Origin of the sequence: Lentisphaera profundi (genome assembly GCF_028728065.1) — a bacterium.
Lineage (GTDB): Bacteria > Verrucomicrobiota > Lentisphaeria > Lentisphaerales > Lentisphaeraceae > Lentisphaera > Lentisphaera profundi.
On the sequence record NZ_CP117812.1, the window covers coordinates 1,437,460 to 1,460,766 of the forward strand.

22 protein-coding genes are annotated in these 23,307 nt (G+C 38.5%); 17 read left to right on the forward strand and 5 right to left on the reverse strand.

Features of this window, described 5'->3' with window-relative positions:
• Window positions 1–77: 77 nt before the first annotated feature.
• The 5 genes from PQO03_RS17045 to PQO03_RS17065 are packed head-to-tail and all read left to right on the forward strand — an operon-like array spanning window position 78 to window position 6,400.
• The gene (locus tag PQO03_RS17045; protein WP_274151987.1) at window positions 78–290 is read left to right on the forward strand and encodes a helix-turn-helix domain-containing protein; all 213 of its coding nucleotides are present in this window, start codon (window positions 78–80) and stop codon (window positions 288–290) included.
• Complete coding sequence (gene dcm / locus PQO03_RS17050) at window positions 280–1,551, forward strand: DNA (cytosine-5-)-methyltransferase (protein ID WP_274151989.1); 1,272 nt, start codon at window positions 280–282, stop codon at window positions 1,549–1,551. Before PQO03_RS17045 ends, dcm begins: the two co-directional genes overlap by 11 nt.
• Window positions 1,552–1,572: 21 nt before the next feature.
• Window positions 1,573–2,814, forward strand: a complete 1,242-nt coding sequence (locus PQO03_RS17055; RefSeq protein WP_274151990.1) for a type II restriction endonuclease — start codon at window positions 1,573–1,575, stop codon at window positions 2,812–2,814.
• A 45-nt stretch (window positions 2,815–2,859) separates the two neighbouring features.
• Window positions 2,860–5,055 carry a sensor histidine kinase gene (locus tag PQO03_RS17060; protein ID WP_274151992.1) on the forward strand — a complete coding sequence of 732 codons (2,196 nt, stop codon included), beginning with the start codon at window positions 2,860–2,862 and terminating at the stop codon, window positions 5,053–5,055.
• Between the two features lies 1 nt (window position 5,056).
• Window positions 5,057–6,400, forward strand: a complete 1,344-nt coding sequence (locus PQO03_RS17065) for a hypothetical protein (protein ID WP_274151994.1) — start codon at window positions 5,057–5,059, stop codon at window positions 6,398–6,400.
• A gap of 587 nt (window positions 6,401–6,987) precedes the next feature.
• Here PQO03_RS17065 and PQO03_RS17070 read toward each other — a convergent pair.
• A complete protein-coding gene (locus tag PQO03_RS17070) occupies window positions 6,988–7,185 on the reverse strand; it encodes a hypothetical protein (protein ID WP_274151995.1) in 198 nt (65 codons plus the stop codon).
• 300 nt (window positions 7,186–7,485) lie between these two features.
• Between PQO03_RS17070 and PQO03_RS17075 the strand changes: the two genes are divergently transcribed.
• The 6 genes from PQO03_RS17075 (at window position 7,486) to PQO03_RS17100 (ending at window position 12,465) form a co-directional block, all read left to right on the forward strand.
• Window positions 7,486–7,722 (forward strand): hypothetical protein, encoded by a 237-nt coding sequence (locus PQO03_RS17075; protein ID WP_274151996.1) that lies wholly within the window; start codon window positions 7,486–7,488, stop codon window positions 7,720–7,722.
• Window positions 7,719–8,297, forward strand: a complete 579-nt coding sequence (locus tag PQO03_RS17080; protein ID WP_274151997.1) for a hypothetical protein — start codon at window positions 7,719–7,721, stop codon at window positions 8,295–8,297. Before PQO03_RS17075 ends, PQO03_RS17080 begins: the two co-directional genes overlap by 4 nt.
• 277 nt (window positions 8,298–8,574) lie before the next feature.
• Entirely contained in the window at window positions 8,575–9,558 is a 984-nt protein-coding gene (locus PQO03_RS17085) for a helix-turn-helix transcriptional regulator (RefSeq protein WP_274151998.1), read from the forward strand.
• Between the two features lie 253 nt (window positions 9,559–9,811).
• The gene (locus PQO03_RS17090) at window positions 9,812–10,378 is read left to right on the forward strand and encodes a DUF1826 domain-containing protein (protein WP_274151999.1); all 567 of its coding nucleotides are present in this window, start codon (window positions 9,812–9,814) and stop codon (window positions 10,376–10,378) included.
• A 492-nt stretch (window positions 10,379–10,870) separates the two neighbouring features.
• The gene (locus tag PQO03_RS17095) at window positions 10,871–11,278 is read left to right on the forward strand and encodes a DUF3465 domain-containing protein (protein WP_274152000.1); all 408 of its coding nucleotides are present in this window, start codon (window positions 10,871–10,873) and stop codon (window positions 11,276–11,278) included.
• Window positions 11,279–11,739: 461 nt separating this feature from the next.
• Window positions 11,740–12,465, forward strand: a complete 726-nt coding sequence (locus PQO03_RS17100) for a Fic family protein (protein WP_274152001.1) — start codon at window positions 11,740–11,742, stop codon at window positions 12,463–12,465.
• Between the two features lie 229 nt (window positions 12,466–12,694).
• On the opposite strand, the gene PQO03_RS17105 is transcribed toward PQO03_RS17100, so the two are convergent.
• Window positions 12,695–13,672, reverse strand: a complete 978-nt coding sequence (locus tag PQO03_RS17105) for an alpha/beta hydrolase (RefSeq protein ID WP_274152003.1) — start codon at window positions 13,670–13,672, stop codon at window positions 12,695–12,697.
• An 86-nt stretch (window positions 13,673–13,758) separates the two neighbouring features.
• Window positions 13,759–14,205: a nucleotidyl transferase AbiEii/AbiGii toxin family protein gene (locus PQO03_RS17110; RefSeq protein ID WP_274152005.1), complete on the reverse strand. Its 447-nt coding sequence runs from the start codon at window positions 14,203–14,205 to the stop codon at window positions 13,759–13,761.
• A 594-nt stretch (window positions 14,206–14,799) separates the two neighbouring features.
• On the opposite strand from PQO03_RS17110, the gene PQO03_RS17115 reads away from it, so the two are divergent.
• A complete protein-coding gene (locus PQO03_RS17115) occupies window positions 14,800–16,158 on the forward strand; it encodes a Fic family protein (protein WP_274152007.1) in 1,359 nt (452 codons plus the stop codon).
• A gap of 460 nt (window positions 16,159–16,618) precedes the next feature.
• Here the strand turns inward: PQO03_RS17115 and PQO03_RS22150 are convergent, their stop codons facing one another.
• The gene (locus PQO03_RS22150) at window positions 16,619–16,843 is read right to left on the reverse strand and encodes a transposase (RefSeq protein WP_420792871.1); all 225 of its coding nucleotides are present in this window, start codon (window positions 16,841–16,843) and stop codon (window positions 16,619–16,621) included.
• Window positions 16,844–17,119: 276 nt separating this feature from the next.
• The gene (locus PQO03_RS17120; RefSeq protein WP_274152009.1) at window positions 17,120–18,214 is read right to left on the reverse strand and encodes a protein kinase domain-containing protein; all 1,095 of its coding nucleotides are present in this window, start codon (window positions 18,212–18,214) and stop codon (window positions 17,120–17,122) included.
• Window positions 18,215–18,510: 296 nt separating this feature from the next.
• Here PQO03_RS17120 and PQO03_RS17125 point away from each other — a divergent pair, with 296 nt between their 5' ends.
• The 5 genes from PQO03_RS17125 to PQO03_RS17145 all read left to right on the forward strand — a co-directional run bounded on the left by PQO03_RS17125 (window position 18,511) and on the right by PQO03_RS17145 (window position 23,303).
• Window positions 18,511–18,909, forward strand: a complete 399-nt coding sequence (locus PQO03_RS17125) for a hypothetical protein (RefSeq protein ID WP_274152011.1) — start codon at window positions 18,511–18,513, stop codon at window positions 18,907–18,909.
• Window positions 18,910–19,006: 97 nt separating this feature from the next.
• Window positions 19,007–20,344 carry an efflux RND transporter periplasmic adaptor subunit gene (locus PQO03_RS17130; RefSeq protein WP_274152012.1) on the forward strand — a complete coding sequence of 446 codons (1,338 nt, stop codon included), beginning with the start codon at window positions 19,007–19,009 and terminating at the stop codon, window positions 20,342–20,344.
• The gene (locus PQO03_RS17135; RefSeq protein WP_274152013.1) at window positions 20,337–21,035 is read left to right on the forward strand and encodes an ABC transporter ATP-binding protein; all 699 of its coding nucleotides are present in this window, start codon (window positions 20,337–20,339) and stop codon (window positions 21,033–21,035) included. The genes PQO03_RS17130 and PQO03_RS17135 overlap by 8 nt, the downstream gene beginning before the upstream one ends.
• Window positions 21,022–22,170: an ABC transporter permease gene (locus PQO03_RS17140; protein ID WP_274152015.1), complete on the forward strand. Its 1,149-nt coding sequence runs from the start codon at window positions 21,022–21,024 to the stop codon at window positions 22,168–22,170. The genes PQO03_RS17135 and PQO03_RS17140 overlap by 14 nt, the downstream gene beginning before the upstream one ends.
• Complete coding sequence (locus PQO03_RS17145; protein WP_274152016.1) at window positions 22,170–23,303, forward strand: ABC transporter permease; 1,134 nt, start codon at window positions 22,170–22,172, stop codon at window positions 23,301–23,303. The genes PQO03_RS17140 and PQO03_RS17145 overlap by 1 nt, the downstream gene beginning before the upstream one ends.
• Window positions 23,304–23,307 lie beyond the last annotated feature (4 nt).

Below are 23,307 nucleotides of genomic sequence, written 5' to 3' on the forward strand. Positions count from 1 at the left end.
TAAGCTCGTGCTACCTATAGGTAGTCGACCAATAAGTATCTAATTTTATCTTAGAGAGACTTTACAAAAGGGCTCTCATGACAGACATAAATAAGATCGTTTCGGATAACATCCGTAAATTCCGTTTAGAAAAAAAAATTACTCAAGAAGGACTCGCCTTAGAGTCTGGTCTCCATCGCGCATATATCGGCCAAGTCGAGCGCAATGAAAAAAATATCGGACTAAGTAACCTCCAAATTATCGCAAAAACCTTAAAAGTTGATCTTAAGGATTTTTTGGATGAAAACTAAATTCATAATGCTTAGTCAACGACTACATTCATTCTTCATTGAAAATCATCCAGAATTAGAAATCGATGCAACTATTATTGCCTCACTTACTCACTGGTTTCAATCACCTAATTGTGCTTACCCAAATTTAACAAATAAACTTAAAGCTGCGGCCAGCGAGTTTGTTTCATCACTCGAGAGTAATGATCAAGGCGTAAAAGAAAACGATGTCCCTTACGACCAACCTTCCTTTGATTTCTTAAATGATTTCATTCCCTATCCTCCTTTAAAAAAACACGACTTCACTTTTATTGATCTTTTTGCTGGAATTGGAGGAGTGCGTCAAGCTGTACAGAATTCAGGGGGGAAATGTATTTTTTCATCTGAATGGGATAAATACGCCCAAATGACTTATGAAACCAATTATGGAGAAAAACCTTTTGGCGATATCACCAAAATTGATCCAGCAGAAATCCCCGATCATGATTTACTCTGTGGCGGTTTCCCCTGTCAGCCTTTTTCTCTCGCGGGCGTCTCAAAGAAAAACTCCATGGGCCGTGCTCATGGCTTTGATGATCCCACACAAGGAACCTTATTTTTTAATATTAAAGAAATTTTACGAATCAAGAGACCTAAAGCTTTCCTATTAGAAAATGTCAAAAACCTCCTATCACACGACAAAGGTAAAACTTTTGAAGTGGTCAGACAAAGCCTAGAAGATGAGCTCGGTTACGTTATCGACTATAAAATAGTAAATGCAGCAAAATGGGTTCCACAGCATCGCCAAAGAATTCTCATTGTCGGTTTTGAGCCTGATAAAACCAACGTAAAAAAGAAATCACAAATCATTATACCAACTGAACCTAGCGAAAGCTATATTTATCCCGAGCTCAATAAAATCATACTGAAAAAAGTCGATGATAAATTCACCTTAGGACCTGGAACTTGGGATACACTTGTACGCCATAAAGCCCATCACGCTAAGGCTGGCAATGGCTTCGGATATGGACTCCATCTGACACCTATAAAAAAGGGGGCAATTACTCGAACAATCTCCGCCCGATACCATAAAGATGGCGCAGAAATTCTCATCGAGCAAAAGGATAAAGTAAGACCACGCCGTCTAACTGTTGAAGAAGCCGCTCAACTTCAGGGTTTCAATATGAGTAAATTTAAGTTCCCTGTTTCCAACACTCAAGCCTATAGACAAATAGGAAATAGCGTGGCCATTCCAGCCATTCAAGCAACGGCTAAACAAATTGCTATTAAGCTAAATAAATAATTTACTGCAGGAGGGATGTTTATGGAATTTTCAAATATCAATCAATACTTTGACGGTGTAGCTGCAAAATATCTTTCTGCTGTTGATGCTGAACATCATCGATCTAATCAACATGAAATTGGAGGATTAGTAAAGGTCGGATTTAAACAACACTTGGGAAGCCCTGGAAAAGGCGACGGCCAAGAAATCCGATATGCATGTAAAATGGTTTATGTTACCGATGATCTTGAGTCGCCTGAAATTTGTGAGGACACTGTTACTTGGTACGACTCTAGAAGATTAAAGACTAATAGAGGTCCTGAATACCGACTTTATTACAAAGATAATGAAGTAACCAATTCAATTTCTGAAGGTGACTTTTTTTTGATTGCCAAACAAACTAGCGGTGAATTATTGATAATATTCACTAAAGCAAATTCGGCTATTGAGTTTCAACTTTGTAATTTATTCAGTATTGAAAACGTTACTGAAAAATTTTCAAAAGCTAAACTAACGCAAAAAAACTTATTGTTGCCTATAAGATTAATGCTAGAAGGTATCGGAATTGTCTTGCCGTATGAAGAAGATCAAAACCTTCTCGATGAGTTATTGACGTTATTCCCTGAAAAGTTTCCCACTACAGCTATTTTTTCTCAACTTACCAGAGATAAGTACGCCTTTTCTCCGCTAGAAGCTCCTGATGACACCATCGTCGGTTGGATGGAAAAAGAAGAGTTTTTGTTTAGAACATACGAGCGTGAAGTTGTTTCCAAAAAGCTTAGACAAGGCTTTGGTGAGAATGGCTGTGATGTAGATGAATTTGTCTCATATTCTCTCAGTGTCCAAAACCGTCGAAAATCTCGTGTTGGCCATGCATTTGAAAACCACCTAAATCACTTATTTAAAATACATAGTCTCAAGTTTGAAAATGGCTCACGTAAATTAGTGACTGAGAATAAAGCTAAACCGGATTACTTATTCCCTAGTTTTGAAGCCTATCATGACCCTCAATTTCCAGTAGAACAGCTAAGGCTGCTAGGGGCGAAAACGAGCTGCAAAGATCGCTGGCGCCAAGTATTAGCTGAAGGTGACCGAATTTGCCATAAACACCTTATCACACTCCAAGCAGGTATTAGCGTAACACAGACTGATGAGATGAAAAATAAAAAACTCACTTTAGTTGTTCCCCGATCTATTCATTCTACATACCTCACTGAACAACAAACACACCTACTAACAGTCGCTAATTTCATATCAGATGTCAAAGAAATTCAAAAAACATGATGTTAGCTTTAACTTTCAATTCACGTATTAAGGAGATTTAACAGAATGAGTGGAATCAAACATTTTAAGCCTAAGGCTCATATCCTTCGGCTATTGGGAGAGGAATTAATCAAGAGCCCTGTCATGGCTATTTATGAGCTTGTTAAAAATAGTTACGATGCGGATGCTGAAACTGTAAACGTGAATTTCAATAACATCAAAGATCTAGATAATGTATCTATCAAGATTAAAGATAATGGAACTGGCTTAACATCTGAAGTTATCGAAAATGTTTGGTTGGAGCCAGGTACAGATCACCGTAAACCAATTGATGAGAATGGTAATAGAGTTATCTATAGAAGCCCTTTGTTTGATCGTGTTCCAATGGGTGAAAAAGGTGTCGGTAGATTTGCAGTTCATAAGTTGGGCGAGAAGATCACTTTAATAACAAGGCCCGCAACAATTGTTTTTGATGGCAATGGTGAAAATCCCAAGAAAGAGCTTTTAGACTATGAAATAACTTTGAAAATTGATTGGGAAGCATTTTCACAATCAAAATATTTGGAAGATATCCCCATTACGTGGGAGACTAATAAGGACGCCTCTAAATTCACTTTTCAAAACGATTCTGGAACTTTAATACAAGTTGAATGTTTAAAAGAAAACTGGACTAGAGGAATGGCAAGGAGTTTAAAAAGAAACATAGTTTCAATGCTATCTCCTAAGAACAATGCCAATATATTTAAGATCGAATTAGATTTTGAGAATGAGTGGTTGGAAGATTTCCCTGATGCTAATAAGGTTCTCGACGTTGCGCCTTATAAATATACCGCATTATTAGATTCGGATTATAATTTGACCGTCGACTATGAGTGCTCCTTAGCTTTGAATGAGTCGTTTGGTAAGCGCGAAATAAAAAACCAAACTCAAAATATTAAAGGAAGTTTTAGAAAATATTATCGAGCAGCAATTAAAGACGAAAATTTAACTGAAGAAGAAATCGAAGCTACACTTGAACTAATGGAAAATGATCAGAATATTTTCGGAAGTATTCTACTTGAAATATACTCTTTTGACTTAGATCCTGAAACATTAAGAAATTATACCTATGATTCAAAGACACTTAAAAATGTTTTAAAGCTTCATTCAGGAATTAAAGTTTTTAAAGATGATATGAGAGTCTTTAATTATGGCGAACCTGGTAATGATTGGTTGGAATTGGACATTAGAAGAGTTCAAAATAAGCAATGGTTTTCCAACAATCAAAATATTGGATTTGTTTATTTAGATTCCTCCGCCTCTCAGGTATTAATTGAAAAAACTAACAGAGAAGGATTTATAGAAAACACAACTTATCAAGCTTTTTACTATAGCATGATAGCAATATTAAATGATTTTAGGATTGAAAGAGATAAAGATAGGGAAAAATGGTTAAGTTTTATTAATCCCGCTAAAAATAAAATTTCTTATGATGATCAAGTGTCATTATTTAATGAATTGATTGACTCAACCAATTTTTCAGAAAATGAGCAAAAAACTGTACTTAAAAATGAAGTTGCTAAGCTACAAAAAGATTTTGACGACAAAAAAGAAACTTTGCTAATACCCGCTGGTGTTGGAATGACCGCATCAGTTGCTCTTCATGAGATGGAGAAAGTTGTACCACATTTAAAAGAGATAATCTATACACAGCCTTTTCATAAGCTGTCCGCCAAAGAGAAAATTGAGGAACTAGAGGATTATCTAAAAGGAATCCTGTCAGTTTTACGAAAAGGCGGTAATAAGCCTATAAATCTTGTTGAGTCTATTAATAAATCAATTTCCAATTATAACTCAAAATTCCGACGTCGAAAAATCACGGTACAAACAGAATTTGATGAGTCCATAGAAACTATAAAGTGTGATAAAAGATATTTTATTACAATGTTAATGAATTTACTGGATAATAGTATTTACTGGCTCGACACACTATATCAAGAAAAAAAGTCAATCTATATTAAAACACTGAATTACAATAACTTAACGACAGTGATTATCGCTGATAATGGCCCAGGGTTTAAAGATGACATTACTGACTTAGTAAGACCTTTCTTTACTAGAAAAGACGATGGTATCGGTATTGGCCTGTATTTAATAGATACTTTGATGATGAAATACGGTAAGCTCGAGATAATTGATTCAGAAGAAGAGTTTTTGAGTTTAAGTATCCCTCCAACTTATAGAGGTGCTGCAGTTAAATTAATTTTTAGTAAGGGACAATAATATGTTAGAAATAGAACCTAATGTTGTTATCATTGACGATAAAAAAGAAGAAGTTAAAGGGTTAATTGAATTATTTAACATGGAGGGAATAGGAACAAAATTCTTTAATGCGGATATCACGGAAAAGGATAATCCACCGAACCAACCATATTCCGATGTTAATTTAATTTTTTTAGATCTTCACTTTAAGAACGATGAATTTGACGTTGAAATGTGCACCGGTTGGATTGAGGACATTATTGAAGTAAATACTTTTTATATTTTAGTCATCTGGTCAAAGGACAGTGATAGTGATTTAACACAAGAAGTATTAGATGATCTAAAAAAGTGCAATAGGTCCCCATATTTATATTTTCCTGAAGCAAAAGGTACATATAGGAAGGTGGATGGTGAATATGACTTTGAAAAATTATATACAAAAATAAAAACAGACTTATCGAAAAACGCAGAATTAGAAGAATTGGCAATATGGAAAAAAAGTATTAAAAGCTCCTCTAATTCTGTCATTGGCCATTTAGCTAAAGACGTAACCACAGAACAACTCATTAAAAAACTTCAAAAAACCATCTTAGGACATGGTGGATCCGCTCTGAAAGCTTCCACAAATCATAATGAAAAAAGAAAAACTTTATTTGATGCGTTAGACACTGTACTTATTTCAAACTCCAAAGATTCTATTCCAAAAATAGATATCTCAGAATCTAATATAAACAATTTATACAACATCAGAACTTACCCTAAAACTGATATAGATTCTAAATTAAACACATGGTTTCATTTTAAGTTATTTGATGAAATAGATAAAGATTCCATAGCGCCAGGTCTTCTATCTATTAATAATCAAAAATTTTTGAGAAAGCTCTATTCTATTCAAGATGACAGCAAACTATCACCAAAATTAGTCAATCAATTTAAAAATAAATCTACCGAAATTATTGATGTTGCAGTTATTTTAACTAGGCCATGCGACCTTGCACAAGGTAAGCACGGAAAAAACATAAAACTTTTAAGCGGAATAAAAATAACTAATCCTAAAAGATATGTTGCTGGAGACGATTTTTTAAAAGAAATGAAATCAAAAGAAAAAAAGAAGTATATTGGGGCGCTAGACTTTAATAACAGCATTATGGCAGATTCCACGAAAAAATACGAACATTTACATTTTTCAGATAGTGAACAAGATGTAGTACTTATGTTTGATTTCCGTTATGTTTTTTCGGTACCCCAAGATGTTTTTGTCAAAAGCTTTAAAAACATCAAAATTTTCAATAAAGAATTACTATCCGAAATTCAAGTTGAGTACAGTAGTTATTCAAGCCGCTTAGGTATTACACAAATCATTTAATATCCATCGCAATATGCGGGGATTCTTAAGGTAGGTTAACTCCCGAGGACTTCGACTTTCACGAGGTCTCATTTTTACAATCTTTCTTCATCTGCAAAATCTGTGGATGAATAATACAGAAGTCTGGACGGGACAAGAAACATTACATGCACTTCAATTGCATGAAGTCAAAAAACAGCTTATATCGAATTTACATTTAATAAGCTTGCTTCACTAGTAAAAATCCTTCGTTTCTTTACCCTGAATCACTCGAAATTAAGCTTAAAATCAAAGTGTTCGGTGACCTTTAAAAAAAACTCTATGAGTCATTTTTTTTTGAAGGATTATAATTAGGTAGTTATTCGAAAATTTCGAATAACTGAATAGGCCTCTAATTCACCGCCTTGGTAAGGACATGTGCCAGAAGATATTATGGTACTCGCCACAGGGGCGGTAAGATCTCAGGGACGAGTTTTAGAATATTCACAAGACCACATTATACAATTTATGTTAATCTTTCTTAATGTTTTTCCTGAAAAAAGCCGCTCTTTGTGACTAAACAGGATTTTAATAAATAAGTCACTTTTTGACCTACTTTATTGCTTCAACTACATCCAAATCTGTTCTGCGAGTTTCACCACTGGATAAGTGAGAGCTTTTTCGTAGGCGGATTTAAGTTCGTCTAAGGACTTAAATTTGGGGTAAACATAGCGATGTGGATTGGGAATCATGTGAGGATGATTTCCTGGCACGCACATACGCAAACTCAGCTTGCCCCAGTCATTGACAATATAATATTTATTCATTTTCAAACCTTGCTTTTCTTAACTTTATCAAACATACTTAGCTACCTAAGACAGTTTATGTCTTGGCTAATGGAGGATTATAATTTAGTGATTACACTAAACTTTATGAGGAGAGAAAAGATGCAAAAAATTATTAGCTGGTGCTTCGCACACGAGGGAGCCCTGCCCCTCGAGCTCCCCGCAAGATACTGCCGTATGGGCGAATACTTGTTATCCGTTCGTCTTTTAAGATACTGCCATGGCTTAAGCCGGCGAATTGAGTACTCCGTACTTATCTTAGTTCTTGTGAGGAGATAGAAGATGCAAAAACATAAGGCCTATTTTGAAGAGAGGTACCAGGTCTATTTACAGGACATCACCCTGCAATCAGTACTAGAGGATCCTATCAATACGCAGTACTTACGTGGCTTTGATCTCATCAATGGTAGGTGCCGCTGGATTAAATTTCACGCAGATGAGTTTTTAGATTGCTTCTACACTAAGAACTCCAAGGATCTGTACTGGATAATGACTTGCACTTGGGTCGGTCAATCATGAGTGCGAGTTTGTGCCTTGAAGAGAACTTCATACTCGAGCGCCCGGAATGCTGGGATCAAATCATCCGGCTCAAGGATGCGATAGAAGACTTGCGTCATGATACAATTGATAAGCTATTCAAAGACTTGGCCAAGGCCTTAGCGGCTCAGTGCTACGAATGCGACCTAGGCTGGGGTTCACAGATGGATCCCTATACTGAGAACTTAGCGATACAAATATCGAATAATGAACTCACTTCCCTATTCCCCACTTTCGAGAATGGTATCATCATTGAATACTGCTACGCCAGTGATGAGCTCATCATTGGTTTATATGTGAGTACAGTGCTGACAACACGGGTCTCCAATGCAAGCCTAAGTCGATTTAAGAAAGATTTCCCTAGTGAGATGGAGGACTCCCGCTGGCATTACGTGCTCGACCTAATTCCACAAGGGAAATGCTTTGATGATAGCAATCGCGTCGTAGAACTCACCCAGAAGAGCAAGCGCATGGAATTCGCCCATGAACTCATGATCATAATCGATCAATATTGCAAACAAGTTATAAGCCAATTAAAGAGCCACAAAAATGATTAACGATGAAGGTGCTGCCACACAGGCGGAAAGGATTTTTCAACACGCCCGCGGAGGCTCTCCGCCCACCGGAGGGTGCTGCCACACAGGCAATCAAAATATCTGGGGCGGAGCCCCAAGTTTGACTCAATGAGGGACGAGTCCCTCACACTCCCACCAAGGACTTGCCAGCCCTTGACCCGGCGACTGGGGCGGAGCCCCGCTCAAGGGTTCGAGGAGCCCTCGGGGCCATACTAAAAAAGGTGCCAGTACTTAATATTAAACAATTAAAAAAGAGATTATGAAAGTATATAAAAACAAGATTATTCGCATGCAGCGCTTCCTAAACCTTTTGCGTAAGGAGGCCTACCCCAACACCCAAAGCTTTCGTCGAGACTTGGCGGATAGCGATGAGGCCAAAAATGAGAGCTACGCAGTATCTACAAAGACCATCGGCCGTGAGATTAAGTTCCTGCAGGAAGAGTATAATGCTCCAATTCATTACGATGATTCTGAGTTGGGTTACTACCTCACTGATCCCACTTGGCAATTACCTTTTCAGACTCCTGATCAAGATGAACTCTTTACGGATCTCTTTGCCTTGCGCATTGCCAACAAATCGATGCCTGCACCACTGCGAGATACTCTAGAATGCTTAGAGGAAGTTCAGCAAGCCGCATTGAGTGGAAGCCCTGAGGCACTTGATGCCATGAGTTCACTCATTAGCAAAGATCCACGCTTACCGGAGATCAGTCCCGAAGTCTATGATGCGGTCCTGAAGGCTTGGCAAGGAAGTCAGCAACTTGAGATTACTTACAGGGGCTCCACTGGCCATAAAAGCCAACGGCTAGTTGATCCACATGCACTCTACCTAGGCAACGATAGCTGGTACATACATGCTTACTGCTATAAGGCTGAAGACTTCCGTAGCTTCGCCCTGCATCGCATCAGTAAAGTCACTGTGACGAAAAAGTACTTTAAGAAAGATCAGGCGGTGATTAGCAAGCTCAAATCATCCTCGCCCTTCAGCTACCACATGGCGAAGGATATTGTAATCATTGCCTCCGCTAATGTAGCCCACATGATTGCCGAGCGTGATTGGTTCCCAGGCCAAATAAATGAATATTTAGAAAACGGCCACCTTCAGATCCGCTACCCTAGTGCCGCCGAAGACATCATCGTCAGCTGGGTCCTCAGCTACGGTGGCGACCTCCAACTCATCGCCCCACCCTCTGCTGTCAACAATCTAAAACTCAAACTGACTAAACTTACAGATATGTATTAACACAGCAATACTTGCTTGAGTTGACGCTTCGCGGAGTTGACGGAACGGAGTTCCTGAGTTGACGGCACTTGGCCAAAGTTGGCGCTGAAAGCGCTTAAAACACAAAGTTACACTGGATTATTGATAATTAATTATCAATAATTTTAGGTTTTGACTTGATTAATCTTACTTGACTAATGATAATAGGTTATCAATAGTGAGATAGTGATCGTAAGTTATTTATGCTTGCTATATAAAATCAAGAGGTCTTAAGATGGTTAAAACAAAAAGTAGCTGGTCACAGGGTTATGAAATTATTAATGATACAGTGAGTTTATCTTCAGTAAGAAATTTAGTAGTCCCCCAAAATGATATGAGGGGCACTTCCTTCCGACATATCGAAACTCAGAACTCAGACGATAAGACTTATAGGTTAACGGCGAGAAGTGTTCGTGAAATTAAAGCTTTTGCCACCAATGCACTTTTATCCTTGGGTTATAATGATTTTTCTACTTTTGATCAAATAGAAAACTTAGCTGAAAAAATGTTTATTAGACTCAAAACTAATTATCTGAAATGTCGTATGGATTTAGTCAGTTCTGATAGCTGCAAAAAATTTCATATGGATAATCTTATGGCACGTGCGATCACAACGCTTATTGGTCCGGGAACAGAATATAAATTCTCTAAAAAGCCATGCCAGGTTTATCAAGTCAAGACAGGAGATACGATTATACTCAAAGGGGGAAATTATCCGGGTAAGAAATCGAAAATCTTGCATCGTTCTCCTAAAATTTCTCACTTGGGAATTGAACGTCTCGTATTTGTTATGGATTGTTAAATACTCGTGGGTTGCGCTGACGCTTAGTGAGCACGGAGCTGCGCAATTTTTCAATTCTAAATTTTTAATTGAACAGAAATGTATTTAAGCACAGATCTAGTAGATAGGACAGATGGGCCGCTGAGTTAAGAGCAAAAGACTTAAATTTTGAAGGAGAATGAAGTATTGGGACTCCGTCCCCCTTCCCTGCAAGTCCGGTTGCCACCGGGAGCAATAAAAAGGTTTTTAGCTTGCGGGTAAATGACGTTTATAAATGCCTCCGGCGGGCGGAGAGCCTCCGCAGGAGGATAAAAAGAAAAAGATTTAAAACACTGACCTCCACATTGCGACAGTGAAAGCGTATAGCTGTACATTTTTAATAGAACTTTTGATGCCGTATACTGGAAATTACTTTTAAATATTGCTATAATCCGAAATCAATTGTAATCACTGGAGGGATTCCTTATCAAAAATCTATTTTTAATCATTGTTATTGCTGCCATCGCTTATGGAGTGAACCAGCAAAAGAGTTCACCCACTAAGAGTACCTCGAGCTCTCTATCGACATCATCGAGCCGTGCTTCCAATAGTGATCAAACACTTCAGAATGCCTTTAGAAATAAACAGAGTGATTTACAGGTCACGGGATCAGGCTCAGTAATCAAAATTCTACCTGATGATACCAAGGGCAGCAAACATCAGAAGTTCATACTCAAGCTAAGCACGGGTCAGACGATACTCATAGCGCACAACATCGACCTCGCACCAAGAATCAATAGCCTTCGTCAAGGTGATACCGTAAGCTTCAACGGCGAGTACGAATGGAACTCCAAAGGCGGAGTGATTCACTGGACCCACCACGACCCCGACCACCGTCACCAAGACGGTTGGCTAAAGCACAATGGAAGAGTTTATAAATAGCTGATAGTATCATTTGATACTATCAGCTTATATTCCGTCGAAAAACACACCCAATAGAGTCATCTAGGAAGGCATAAAACTCGCCTAGATTTCAGAGTAAAGTCTGTGTACAAGGGGATTAATCATAGCATTTACCCACTAAGTTCAAAAAAATCAATGATTGGGTCTGACTCAGGTTTTATAGTTTTATTGAAGCTCTAACTAGGAGAATACAATGGAACCCAAAATAAGATTAAAAACTGTTATTTTAAGAACTTGGAGAAGTATAAGACCTTCTCGTTTAAAGGTCGTATGGTTGGTGGTTCAGTCCGCTACCGAAACTTAGATATAATACGGTTTATTATGGATGATGATAAGTGAAAAAGAACGGCCGTTCATATCATCCATATAAATTATATTTAACGCGATTGATGAAAGATTGAGGAGTTGATGTATATTTTGGGAATTAATTAGGAAACACAATGTTTGAAGATGTAGACCAGCTGAAAGCTAAACTTGATGCTTTGCGACCTTTACCGGTAAATACGGTGAAGAGCTTACATGAGCAAATGGTTTTGGAATGGACCTATAACTCCAATGCAATTGAAGGCAATACGCTGACCATTAAGGAAACCAAGGTCGTGCTCGAAGGCATTACCATTGGTGGGAAATTGATGCGTGAGCACTTCGAAGCCATTAATCATAAAGAAGCTATTCAGTATGTAGAAGATCTTGTTTCGAGTGAAGAAGCCTTTACTGAACATACGATTAAATCCATACATCAACTAGTCCTAAAAAACATCGACGTAGATAATGCGGGAACTTACCGTAAAGATAACGTCATGATTTCTGGTGCGGATCACATCCCTCCTGATCATTATGACGTAGCATTACAAATGTCCGAGCTTATTGAGACTTATAAAAATTCAAATGTACACCCCATTGAACGTGCGGCGCGTTTACATACGGACTTTGTTAAAGTTCACCCCTTTATCGATGGCAATGGCCGTACGGCGCGTTTATTAATGAACTTTGAGCTGATGCGAGCTGGCTATCTACCCGTAATCATCACAGCCTCAGAACGTTTTACTTATTATGATTCACTGGATAAAGCTCATACTCAAAATGACTATAGCGATTTTATTAAAATTGTAGTAGATGCTGAAAAGGAAGCTATATCAAAAGTTCTTAAACTCATTGGCGCTTAAAGTGAAGAAAACAGCTCCCGCCCTGCTCTCTCATCACTCTAATATTATCTTCCCAAAGAGCTATATAAATAGAATCTTCACTGCAGCTCATGCTTAGTATTTGTTTTAATTTCTGTGTGAAAGTTGGTATAAGTCTTGTGTGAATATTTATATTTATTAACTCAGATAATAATTATTTCTAAGTTTGAAATTGCCTAGCTAGTTCTTGTAAGAGTGTACTCTTTTGTTATCATCTGTTTTCAGAAAGTAATTCCATCGTATGCATCCAGGTAACACAATCGTCCATCCAGTTTAATGCATCATTATCAGATTCTTTTTTGAAAAAACCCTTATAATGACCACCCTTTTCATAGATCTTCAATGTTGTTCTAATGCCGTGTTTTTTCAAAGCTTCATGAAACAGACGGCTATTTTTCGGAGGCACCCCTTTATCGTCTTTTGCATGGGCAAGAAATGTGGGTGGCGTGTCATGGGTTACATTCAGTTCATTCGATAGCTTCTTGAGTAAGCCAGGTGCCGAATCCTTGCCAACTAGGCTATTTGTACAAGGGTGACAAGATTCTTTTGCCTGTGTGGTAATAACTGGGTAGATCAACATCATAAAGTCTGGCCGGCAATTGATTTTACCGATGTCATCACTTGCCTGTATTGGGCTGTTGAATAACGTGCCTGCGGTCGATGCTAAATGGCCACCTGCAGAAAATCCAATTATCCCGATTTGATCCGATCGTATATCGAAGGTATCTGCATGATAACGGACTAGCTTAATAGCACGTTGTGCATCCATTAGTGGCACTGGATGTTTAAAGTTTACGCCCTTTGTTGTGGGCAGGCGATACTTAAGGATAAATACCGTGATTCCTTCTTTAACTAGTCTCTCTGCAGTAGGCACTCCCTCCAGGTTGAACCCCACGGCTCCATAGCCACCACCTGGGATTATAATAACAGAAGTACCGTTAGGTGTTTTGGGCTTAAATAGTGTCAGACTGGGATTATGAATGTTATAAAACATATTCTTGCCGCTGTGAGTTTTTTCAGCAATCGTAGGATTGATACCTTCGGTACCTTCAGGCCACAAAGCGATAACCATTCTGTTTTCAATATTTATTATGGTATCGCCTTTTAGATCAATCAAAGGAACCGTTTGACAACTGAAAGTTGTCAAAACTGATATTAATGTGCATGAGAGTAAGATAAACTTATTCATTTTTTCTTTTCCTATACTAACGACCGAGATTAGGGATTGCGAGCCTTGGCGAAAATCTTTACTGCAGCTCATGCTTATGTATTGTGCTACAGTTCACCAAGTGCTTCTATGTCAGCAAGATCTTTATATCTTCCTGTAGCACGTTTGTTTTTTATGAAATCGTCTTTGCTAATTATTTTGATTTTGATATCACCATAACTTGTGAGTAATGAATTATTAAAAGCTTCATCAAAATCTACTCCATCAATAGACGTCATGATATCTATTCTTATAGGAGGATAACCAAGTTGTAATACTTGATCATCTTGAGTTAAATCTTGTTTTGTAATTCCAAGAGCACCAAAACCAAATTCATTTAGTGCATTGATTATTTTATCTGCATTTTCAGAAGATGTACGAACCCAGATATCAATGTCTCCTGTAAATCTAGGTGCACCATGGAATGCCAAAGCATATCCACCAACTACGAGGTATTTAACCTTTTGTTCGTTGAAAAGATGTAACAGATCTCTGAAGTCTTGCTGAATTTCCAATGTATTGCCGCCTTAATTTTTCTACGCAAGATAGTCGATCTTCAGGTTTTTGAGATTGCCAAAAAGCCAAATCACTATTGCCTTGCTTAGACACTTTATTTACAGTCTTGATCATAAAAAACCTCTTTTAATAAGATACATTTTGGATGCATTTATTCAAATAACAGGAAACTATTTCTTTTTTACATAAGGACCGAGATTTGAGCGAAGCGAAGAAATTCCTCTACAGCTCATGGTTGAACGAAGCCACTCAGCGGCAAGCTGTACTCGTGTAATAGTTTCTATCCATAATAGCTATGATACATATCTTCTTGGGCTAATGAAGACTGCGTAGTATATTCAATCAGCTCTCGCCCCATAAATGAGAATTAGTTTTCTGAAAAAACGAGCAGGTTTTTATTTTTTTTCAGACCTTAGCAAATAACTAAGCCCAAAAGGAAAGAATAGCAGCTTGTTTTTCTATCTCTCGAATAGCTTGATTTCCTGGATAAATACTCCAATGGATTAAATATTATTTCAAAATTAACTATAATTGAGACAACTTAGAGTTTTGGATGTATTGTTATTTCAAAATGAACTATAATTGAGATATAAATGATGAAATTTCCTCCAAAGACAAGAATCCAAGATCCATTTAACTGTATCTCCAAAAATTCACCAGAACTACTGGGGCAGTATCTGGAGTTATTTTCACCTGTAGACCGTAAAGGGCGCTACCTACCATTTGATGAAATCACCTATCGAATCCCCAAGGGTTTAGATGAAGATCTAGTCTGGTCAGTGATTAAAAGTTCCAGAGAGAAACAGCTGAAGAAGCTTATCGTTATCGGTGAGCCTGTACAGGCGTGTCATTATTATTCAACTCCAACTATTCAAAAAGCCATATCTGAAACGGATCGAAATACGACCACGGCCTCTCTGGAGTGGATGTGTAATAAAATTGGTGAAGAAAAGCACTTGGAGTATCTTCTGAATGACTTGATTGAAGATGAGGCTATAAGCAGTAGTCAATTAGAGGGTGCTGCTACGACGACCAAAATTGCTAAGGATATGCTTAAACGTAAAAGAAAACCCAGAACACCCGACGAAAAAATGATTTTAGGTAATTTTAAAATGATGCAACTTTCCTGGCAGAATCGCCATAAGGATCTTTCTGTTGATTTAATCTTAGAGTTACATAAAGTTGGTGTTGAAGATATAGATAACGATCATTATTATCCCGGAGTACTGCGGAATACAGATAACGTTGAGGTTGTGGATGCCGATGGAAATACCGTTCACACACCGCCACCTGCGGAAGGTCTGGAGCAAAGACTGATAAACCTTGCAGAGTGGACGAATCAAGACCATGGAGATATTGATAGCGACAAGTACCTACATCCTTTATTAAAGGCTATAAGTTTACACTTTGCTATCGGTTATGAACATCCTTTTAGAGATGGAAATGGCCGTGTTGCACGAGCCCTATTTTATTGGTATATGTTTAAAAACGACTTCTCCGCATTTAGGTATATTTCCATTAGTCTTTTACTGAAATCAGCTCCAGTCAAGTATGGCAAGAGCTACCTCTACACGGAAACAGATGATATGGATTTAACTTATTTCCTGGATTATCAAAGTCATATCATTCTTCGAGCTATAGGCAATTTTAAGAACTCCTACAAAAAAAGTCTACAAGAAGAATCGGAGTTCAATAAATGGCTATGGGAGTCAGGCTTATACGGCAAACTCAATGAAAAGCAAAAAACAGTTTTCCAAGTAGCTAAAAGTAAACGTGCCTTGTCTTTTACCGCTATGAATGTTAAAGATAACCTGAATTGCTCTTACAATACGGCTGCTACGGTGCTAAATGGTTTAGTGGATTTGGGTCTCTTTGAAAAAAAGAAGCTTGGGCGAGAATGGGTCTTTAGTATTCGCGGTCACGATAAAATTATTGAGTTATGGAAAAACTAACGCACACTTAGTTTTTAGGGTTTATTATGACTGATAAACCCTCGGCTTAACTCCCTCAATTTAACCTTATTACTACTAGTATTTTTGAAGTAGAAATCGCCTCTAATTAATTAGAGCGAAAATGACATCAAGTAATTTGGAGTATGGAGGGTGCATAACCCCCATAATCAAGGTGTACTTCGTGCTTAATCTAGTGTTTAAAAATCCCCCGCCTTCGGGCGTGTGGGTTCAAGTCCCACCTTCGGTACTATCAAGCACTTACGTTAATTCGTAAGTGCTTTTTTTTGTCTAAAAATGTGAATGTGTGCCGAACTAGTGTGTGCCATTGGTTTATTTGTGTGTGTTTATGTTTTTTGGATGGTGCTTTTTTTTGCCGCCCGTGTGGCAACAACTCCCCGCTGGAGTGAGGCGACCCACTTCTTTCTAAATGCTTTTTATTCGCCCGTGTGGCAGCAACTCACTATATGATAGCATCGAGTACCTTAGAGTTTTTACGGTGGTACTCATTAAGCAATTCTTCTGTCAAGTTACCTATACTCCAGCACATAAGCTGTCGTCCAAAAACACTGATCCCTATATCTTTTTTCAAATCTGGGAAGTCTTTCTGGAGTAAACGTGGGCTACAGCCCTTTAGCATTTTTACTATTTTGCTAATACTCAAATGCTCTGGATATTCAAGGTGCATATTGAATATAATATTGACTCACAGAACCTTTCAATATCCGCATATCCAGCGCACTACAAGCTTGCCTAATTGATCTCTATACCTACACTTTAGGATGCCACTCAATACTTTATATCTATGATTTTGTAAGCGGCAATACATGCACACTAAACTTTGTAAGCGTAGATGTGCGCTTATTGTTTTTTATCTCATTTAATGACGTTATTTTCCGCGTTTTTCTATGCTAAGTCCTTCCATCAGTGGAGGGTTAACACCCGCGCCCAGCGACTGATCAATTTAAAAATGATCGCGTGTATCTAAATTCTCAATCATTTGTAAAAAGTAGACACTACATTCTTCCAGACTCGGCCTGGAATTCACATTCATATCAAGCATATACTCGAGAAAAACAGGGAGGTCATACTCCTCTAAGTGACTTAAATAATTTTCTCTTTCCTTACTGATTTTAGAGGGGCTAAACTCCTGAAATGGACTTTTACCTGTTAAGAATAGTACTGTCAATATACCTAATGAATACACTGCTGAATGTTCATCGTGAATACGATGACTAATAGTTTCCGGTGCTAGTGAGTCAATGAAAATATGATGATGCTCATTCATTTCTTCAAATATCCCATCGCGAACACCATAATCACATAGTTTCACATCACCCTTTTTATCTAGCATAATGTCTGTCGGTAGGAAAGCTCCAAAAACACCTTCTTTCGCTAAGTCCGCTGCAATCAAGGTCGTTTGATAAAGAATTTGTGCTGCCTTTCTAGCTTTTACCACGCCACGCTTTTGTAAGTACACATTCATGCGATAAGGCGCATTCGCACGAGTTATAAAATAGCCCGTTTCATCATGCTGAAAGTATTGCGGATTGAGATAGTTATCTACTTTGAGATTTTTAAGCCGTTCAAGTCGAGCCTCAAGCTTCACTGGATCATGTTCACCCAATTCTAATTTTTCGTAAGTAACTACATCTCCGTGAAAATCATACTTTTTGTTATAGGCCTGAAAGATATTTATACAGGGAGTTTCAGCAATGTAGTTTTCATAAATGAATTTTGGTGTTTCTACGGGGACTCGAACTCGCACATCACAGCTACCACAAGAAACTTTATCAAAGAGATTTTGGATATTGGTACAATTTTTAAAGGAGCAACTTGGACAAATAATCCTGATCGCAAAACCCCCTTCTTTTTTCCTGAGAGCTGGGATTTTGATTTTTAAGCTACCGCCTGAGGACGCACTAATCTGAATATTATCAGGTTTTTTAATTCGTATCGTATCTGCTTTTGTAAGCATTCTATTAAGACTGAGGTCTTTCTCAACTATCCTGATGGTATCAGAGGATTTTTTCATTTCTTTAGTAGATGTATCACTCATCAATAGACTCCAAAAGTATTAACAATTTTTTCAGATAGCTAATTTTCTTATCAAATGTTTAAACACATAATAAAATTAAAATTTGAAATTTTTAGTCCGTTTCGATTAAAATGGACAAAAACATTAAATAAATGTTTGTTTCTTAATAAAAAACCTGCCTTTGATAAGTCATTCATCTTGAGCCTTATCGAAAAATATCTTCCGTCCCTAGAAATGAAATCATTACTTTTTCAACTAATAAGTTTGATACAAGGGGACTTTCAGGATATATATTCAGCATAAGCAAGCAGGTATTAATGAAATTCTTTAGTAACAGCATTTTTTTACTTAGTGTACTGACTTACATACTAGTCGGCACAGTTCCCATATGGAAATGCCTTAAAGTAAACGAACTTCATATTAGTATGTCTTGTACTGAGGATAAAGAAGTCGATAGTTGCTGCTCAAAGAAAGTCAGCTCAAAACATCAATTAGAAGATGTCTGTTGTGAGGAAATTGAACAAGTTACTCCTTCTCTCATAATTCATTCATTAGATCCAAACTGTGATTTAGAGCAATCTCAGTCTTTGGCTTACCTCATTTTTGACGACCATAGCAACTTAGCTAAGTCTACGGAAATCTTACATTATTCTAATGCCACTCCTCCCTCTCAAAAAACCTCCCTTTTCAAACTGCACTGTACTTACCTCTGCTAAATTAATTAAGCGATTTATTCGCTAACTAAATTCAGAATCTCTTGATCAAGAGCTTCCTCTCCCCCATTTATTTAGTAAAATTTTAATTTAGTGTATTATGAAAAGTTTATTTGAAAACGATACCCCTACAGATATAAAAGCGCCAAAACGACGATTTTTATATATCATCCCCCTCTTCCTCTTAATTATAATTGCCGGCTTCCTTTTTACGGCTGGCAAAGACAAATTCTTCCCTCCTCCTCAATACGATATTGCTCGTGCACGTTTAGCGGAGAGTGGGACCAGTGTACAATCTGGACAAACACTCTTTCAAGCTGCCGGTTGGGTTCATGCCAGTCCTTACCCCATACGAGCTACGGCTTTAGTGAGTGGCGTAGTTGATGAGATTTTCGTCAAAGGTGGTGACAAGGTAGAAAAAGGACAAGTTTTAGCAAGCCTCAATACTGAAGATCTGGAGCTCAAGCTTTTAGAAGCCAAAAGTAAACACCAGGAACTCAAACTTAATTCGGCTCAGTATTTACTAGCCATTGAAGTTTTGAAGGCCAAAATTAAAGAAAACCATAGTTTGACCGAAACGGCGCAAGCGGTTGCGACCACCGCAAAAAACCGCTTCGAGCGACTTAAGCAATCTGGCCCAGGTGTTTCAAAGTTCACTCAAGAACAAGCTGAACTCGAGCACCTAGAAGAATTGAGTAAGATTAAACAGTTTAATTTCAAAAACGAAGTTATTGAAGCTCAAATCAAACAGAGCCATCATCAAATTTCTATTGCTGAATCACAAGTCGCCATTCAAGACATTAAAATAAAGAAAATCAAACTCGACCTAAGCAGAAGTGAAATCAAAGCACCCGCAAATGGCATCATTCAAAAGATGTATGCTCGTGTTGGCCGTAAGCAAATGCTCAGTTCTGATAACGAAGTTTCCACCACTGTGGCGGAAATCTTTGATCCCACACAAATCCTCATCAAAGTAGATGTGCCTTTAAATGAACTCAATAAAGTTCAAATCGGTCAGGATGCTAAAGTTAATTTAGAATCTATCAAAGAGACTTTGACGGGCAAAGTCATTGCCATCGAAGGCGAAGCCGACTACCAGAAAAATACCCTGGAAGTACAAGTGGGGATTACTGGGGGACATCCAAACTTACGTCCTCAAATGTTGGCTCAAGTCGAATTTATTTCTTCTCATAAAGCTCAAAAAATAGAAAGTAAAGAGAGCGTATTTATTCATCGTGAATGTTTACTCAATAATAGCCTTTACCTGATTGACTTAGAAGGCAGAATTAAAATCCAAAAAGTCCAATTAGGCGAAAGAAAAAATGGCGAATGGCAAGAAATATCAAGCGGGCTTCAAGCCGGCCAAAAAGCTATATACCAACCTAGCAATGAACTTAAAAATGGTCTTTCAATAAAGACTGGGAGAATCTATGAGTAATGTATTAATTTCTTGCCAAGGCATTTCAAAAATCTACCTAAAAGGCAAACAAGAAATCACCCCTCTCAATGAGCTTGATTTAAATATTATTCAAGGGGAATTCCTTGCTCTAATGGGCCCCTCTGGCAGTGGAAAAACGACCCTACTCAACATTCTTGCGGGCATTGATTCACCGAGTCATGGAAAACTCTACTTTAAAGAACAGGATATTAGTCAACTTAATCGCCGTCAACTCACCAGTTTTCGTGCGCAAAACATGGCTTATATTTTCCAGCTCTATCACCTCATCCCCGTCTTAACCGCTTATGAAAATGTAGAATTGCCTTTGCTAACACATAAGATATCAGCTAAGCAACGTCATCAACGTGTCACTAAGGCTCTAGAACTTGCTCGTATTGATGATCGTGCCGACCATTACCCCAAGCAGCTCTCTGGTGGCCAAGAACAACGCGTGGCAATTGCACGTGCTTTGGTAACTGATCCTCCGCTCATTGTGGCCGACGAACCCACTGGTGATCTCGACCAAGAGTCAGCACAGGCTATTTTGACTTTGCTCAAATCACTCTGTACAGAACTCAATAAAACCGTGGTCATGGTGACTCACGACCCCAAAGCAGCTGCCTTTGCAGACAGAACCCTTTTCCTAGAAAAAGGGGTTTTAATTAAAGGGGATGACAATGTGGCTCATTAACCTCAGCTTATTATCTCTCAAACAAATTCGTCGTCATTGGCTGCGCTCATTACTTACAATTGCGGGCACCGCCTGTGGTATGTTTTTGTTTATGACGGTAGAAACTTTTCAAGATGGTTTGAAGAGTGCCACCGAAATGCAAGCCGGCGATGATACCCTGGTGGTTTACCGCGACAAGCGCTTCTGCCCTTTCACGAGTCGACTTCCTGAGGATTATGCTAACAAAATTTCACAAATAGATGGAGTTAAAAGCGTCGTTCCCGTACAAGTCATTGTCAATAATTGTGGTACGAGTTTAGATACCATCACTTTCCGTGGTTTTCCTTCGGGAGAAATTCAGAATTATTTTGCCGGGAAAGATATTGACTCTGCTCTTTTTAGTTCGTGGAAAAAGGCTTCTGACTCCGCTATCCTCGGTAAAGATTTTGCTCAGCGTCGTGGCTTAAATGTGGGTGACCGTTTTGATGCTGCGGGAATTACGGTACGTATTTCTGGCATCCTTGAATCCGATGATCCCCAGGATCAAAACACCGCTTTTGTTCATCTCGATTTCTTGCAAAAATCTTCAAAGCGTGGACTCGGTGAAGTGACTCAATTCAATGTTAAAGTGAATGATCATACTCAGCTTGATCGCGTTGCAAAAGAAATTGACCAAAGCTTTCGTTACGATCGTGAACCCACCCATACTCGCCCAGAGAAAGCTTTTATTGCTAACACCGCAAAAGACATGATTGAACTCATTTCTTTTACACGTTGGCTTGGGCTTGCTGCTGTTTTAGCGGTTAGTTTTTTAATTACCAACACCGTAATTATTGCCGTTCGTGGTCGTGTGATTGAAAATGCGGTGATGCAAGCCATGGGCTTCCAAATTGAACACCTCGCTTGGATGACCATGGCTGAAGGACTCTTCATGGGTATGATTGGTGGTTTTGTTGGAATTGGAGGAGCCTATCTTTTTTTGAGTACGGGTAACTTTGCGATTTCCGCAGAGGGCTTAAGCATTGTTTTTAATATCCAAACTAACACTCTACTTAAAGCTAGCGCCCTCGCCATGACCATAAGTTTTGTCGCTGGTATCTACCCTGCTTTCCACTCAGTCCAAGGCAATTTAGTTAACCGCCTAAGGAGTCATTAATGTTTACTTATACACTCATGAATTTGGTTAAATCCCCTTTGCGGAGCCTGCAATTATTTGCTAGCTGTTTCCTCGTCTTCATGCTCATCTTACTCGCTTCATCTTTCCAAGAAAGCATGTCTTCTAGCCTCAAAGTGAATAGCGATGACAAAAACGTCATCCTCTTGGGTGCGGGAAGTGAGGAAAGCCTTGAGCGTAGTGAAGTTCACCAAAGTGCGATTGCTGCAGCTCGAACAATTCCAGGCCTCAAGAAATCTTTTGACGCCAGTGCCGTATCACCCGAAATTCACTACAACTCAGTCTTGCAATTTGATGGCATCGAAAAAGAAGCCTTGATTCGCGGTGTTCAAAAAACAGCACTCAATGTTTACCCCGCTCTTGAACTAACAGAGGGACATTTTCCTCATAGTGGTCAAATGATGATTGGACGATTTGCTTGGAAGCGCCTTGGCTTAAATCAAGATCAACTTAAGATTGGCAAAAGTATTGTTTTTGAAAAACAAGAATTTATCGTCTCAGGAATTTTTGCCGCTCCAGGCACACTCATGGAATCAGAGATTTGGATGAATTTAAATGATATGATTTCACTCACCCAAAGAGATAGTATTTCTTCAATTACTTTACGCTTGGATCAAGCTGAGTACGATGATATTGACCTCTTTGCCAAACAGCGTCTCGATTTACAACTCGCAGCCATAAGTGAGCAGGATTACTACGCAAAAGTAAGTTCTTTTTACGAACCCATTCAGTTTATGGCTTGGCTAACTGCTTTACTCATTGCTTCTGGGGCTTTATTTGGTGGTCTCAATACATTTTATGCCGCCATTGAGAGCCGAAAAAAAGAGCTTGCGACCCTTCAAGCTATCGGCTTCCAGCGCAGTAAGCTCATGATGTCTCTTTATGCGGAATCCGCACTCATTCATCTTAGTGCCTTCCTAGTTGCCATCTCTACGGCACTCTATTTCTTTCCGTTAGTAAGTATTAACTTTGGAAGTACTTTCTTCACTTTGGGAGTTAGCCACCTCCAAATCTTCTACGGCTTTGCATTGGCACTCGTACTTGCCTTTGCGGTCATCATTCTTCCTGGGTGGCACTGTCTCCATCCAGCTCTCAACAATACTCTAAACGATTAGGAGT

Excerpts from the sequence above, each read along its gene's own strand:
- PQO03_RS17045 (WP_274151987.1), top strand. The coding sequence starts at position 78 with ATGACAGACATAAATAAGATCGTTTCGGATAACATCCGTAAATTCCGT.
- dcm (WP_274151989.1), top strand. The coding sequence starts at position 280 with ATGAAAACTAAATTCATAATGCTTAGTCAACGACTACATTCATTCTTC.
- PQO03_RS17055 (WP_274151990.1), top strand. The coding sequence starts at position 1,573 with ATGGAATTTTCAAATATCAATCAATACTTTGACGGTGTAGCTGCAAAA.
- PQO03_RS17060 (WP_274151992.1), top strand. The coding sequence starts at position 2,860 with ATGAGTGGAATCAAACATTTTAAGCCTAAGGCTCATATCCTTCGGCTA.
- PQO03_RS17065 (WP_274151994.1), top strand. The coding sequence starts at position 5,057 with ATGTTAGAAATAGAACCTAATGTTGTTATCATTGACGATAAAAAAGAA.
- PQO03_RS17070 (WP_274151995.1), bottom strand. The coding sequence starts at position 7,185 with ATGAATAAATATTATATTGTCAATGACTGGGGCAAGCTGAGTTTGCGT.
- PQO03_RS17075 (WP_274151996.1), top strand. The coding sequence starts at position 7,486 with ATGCAAAAACATAAGGCCTATTTTGAAGAGAGGTACCAGGTCTATTTA.
- PQO03_RS17080 (WP_274151997.1), top strand. The coding sequence starts at position 7,719 with ATGAGTGCGAGTTTGTGCCTTGAAGAGAACTTCATACTCGAGCGCCCG.
- PQO03_RS17085 (WP_274151998.1), top strand. The coding sequence starts at position 8,575 with ATGAAAGTATATAAAAACAAGATTATTCGCATGCAGCGCTTCCTAAAC.
- PQO03_RS17090 (WP_274151999.1), top strand. The coding sequence starts at position 9,812 with ATGGTTAAAACAAAAAGTAGCTGGTCACAGGGTTATGAAATTATTAAT.
- PQO03_RS17100 (WP_274152001.1), top strand. The coding sequence starts at position 11,740 with ATGTTTGAAGATGTAGACCAGCTGAAAGCTAAACTTGATGCTTTGCGA.
- PQO03_RS17105 (WP_274152003.1), bottom strand. The coding sequence starts at position 13,672 with ATGAATAAGTTTATCTTACTCTCATGCACATTAATATCAGTTTTGACA.
- PQO03_RS17115 (WP_274152007.1), top strand. The coding sequence starts at position 14,800 with ATGATGAAATTTCCTCCAAAGACAAGAATCCAAGATCCATTTAACTGT.
- PQO03_RS22150 (WP_420792871.1), bottom strand. The coding sequence starts at position 16,843 with ATGCACCTTGAATATCCAGAGCATTTGAGTATTAGCAAAATAGTAAAA.
- PQO03_RS17120 (WP_274152009.1), bottom strand. The coding sequence starts at position 18,214 with ATGAGTGATACATCTACTAAAGAAATGAAAAAATCCTCTGATACCATC.
- PQO03_RS17125 (WP_274152011.1), top strand. The coding sequence starts at position 18,511 with ATGAAATTCTTTAGTAACAGCATTTTTTTACTTAGTGTACTGACTTAC.
- PQO03_RS17130 (WP_274152012.1), top strand. The coding sequence starts at position 19,007 with ATGAAAAGTTTATTTGAAAACGATACCCCTACAGATATAAAAGCGCCA.
- PQO03_RS17135 (WP_274152013.1), top strand. The coding sequence starts at position 20,337 with ATGAGTAATGTATTAATTTCTTGCCAAGGCATTTCAAAAATCTACCTA.
- PQO03_RS17140 (WP_274152015.1), top strand. The coding sequence starts at position 21,022 with ATGTGGCTCATTAACCTCAGCTTATTATCTCTCAAACAAATTCGTCGT.
- PQO03_RS17145 (WP_274152016.1), top strand. The coding sequence starts at position 22,170 with ATGTTTACTTATACACTCATGAATTTGGTTAAATCCCCTTTGCGGAGC.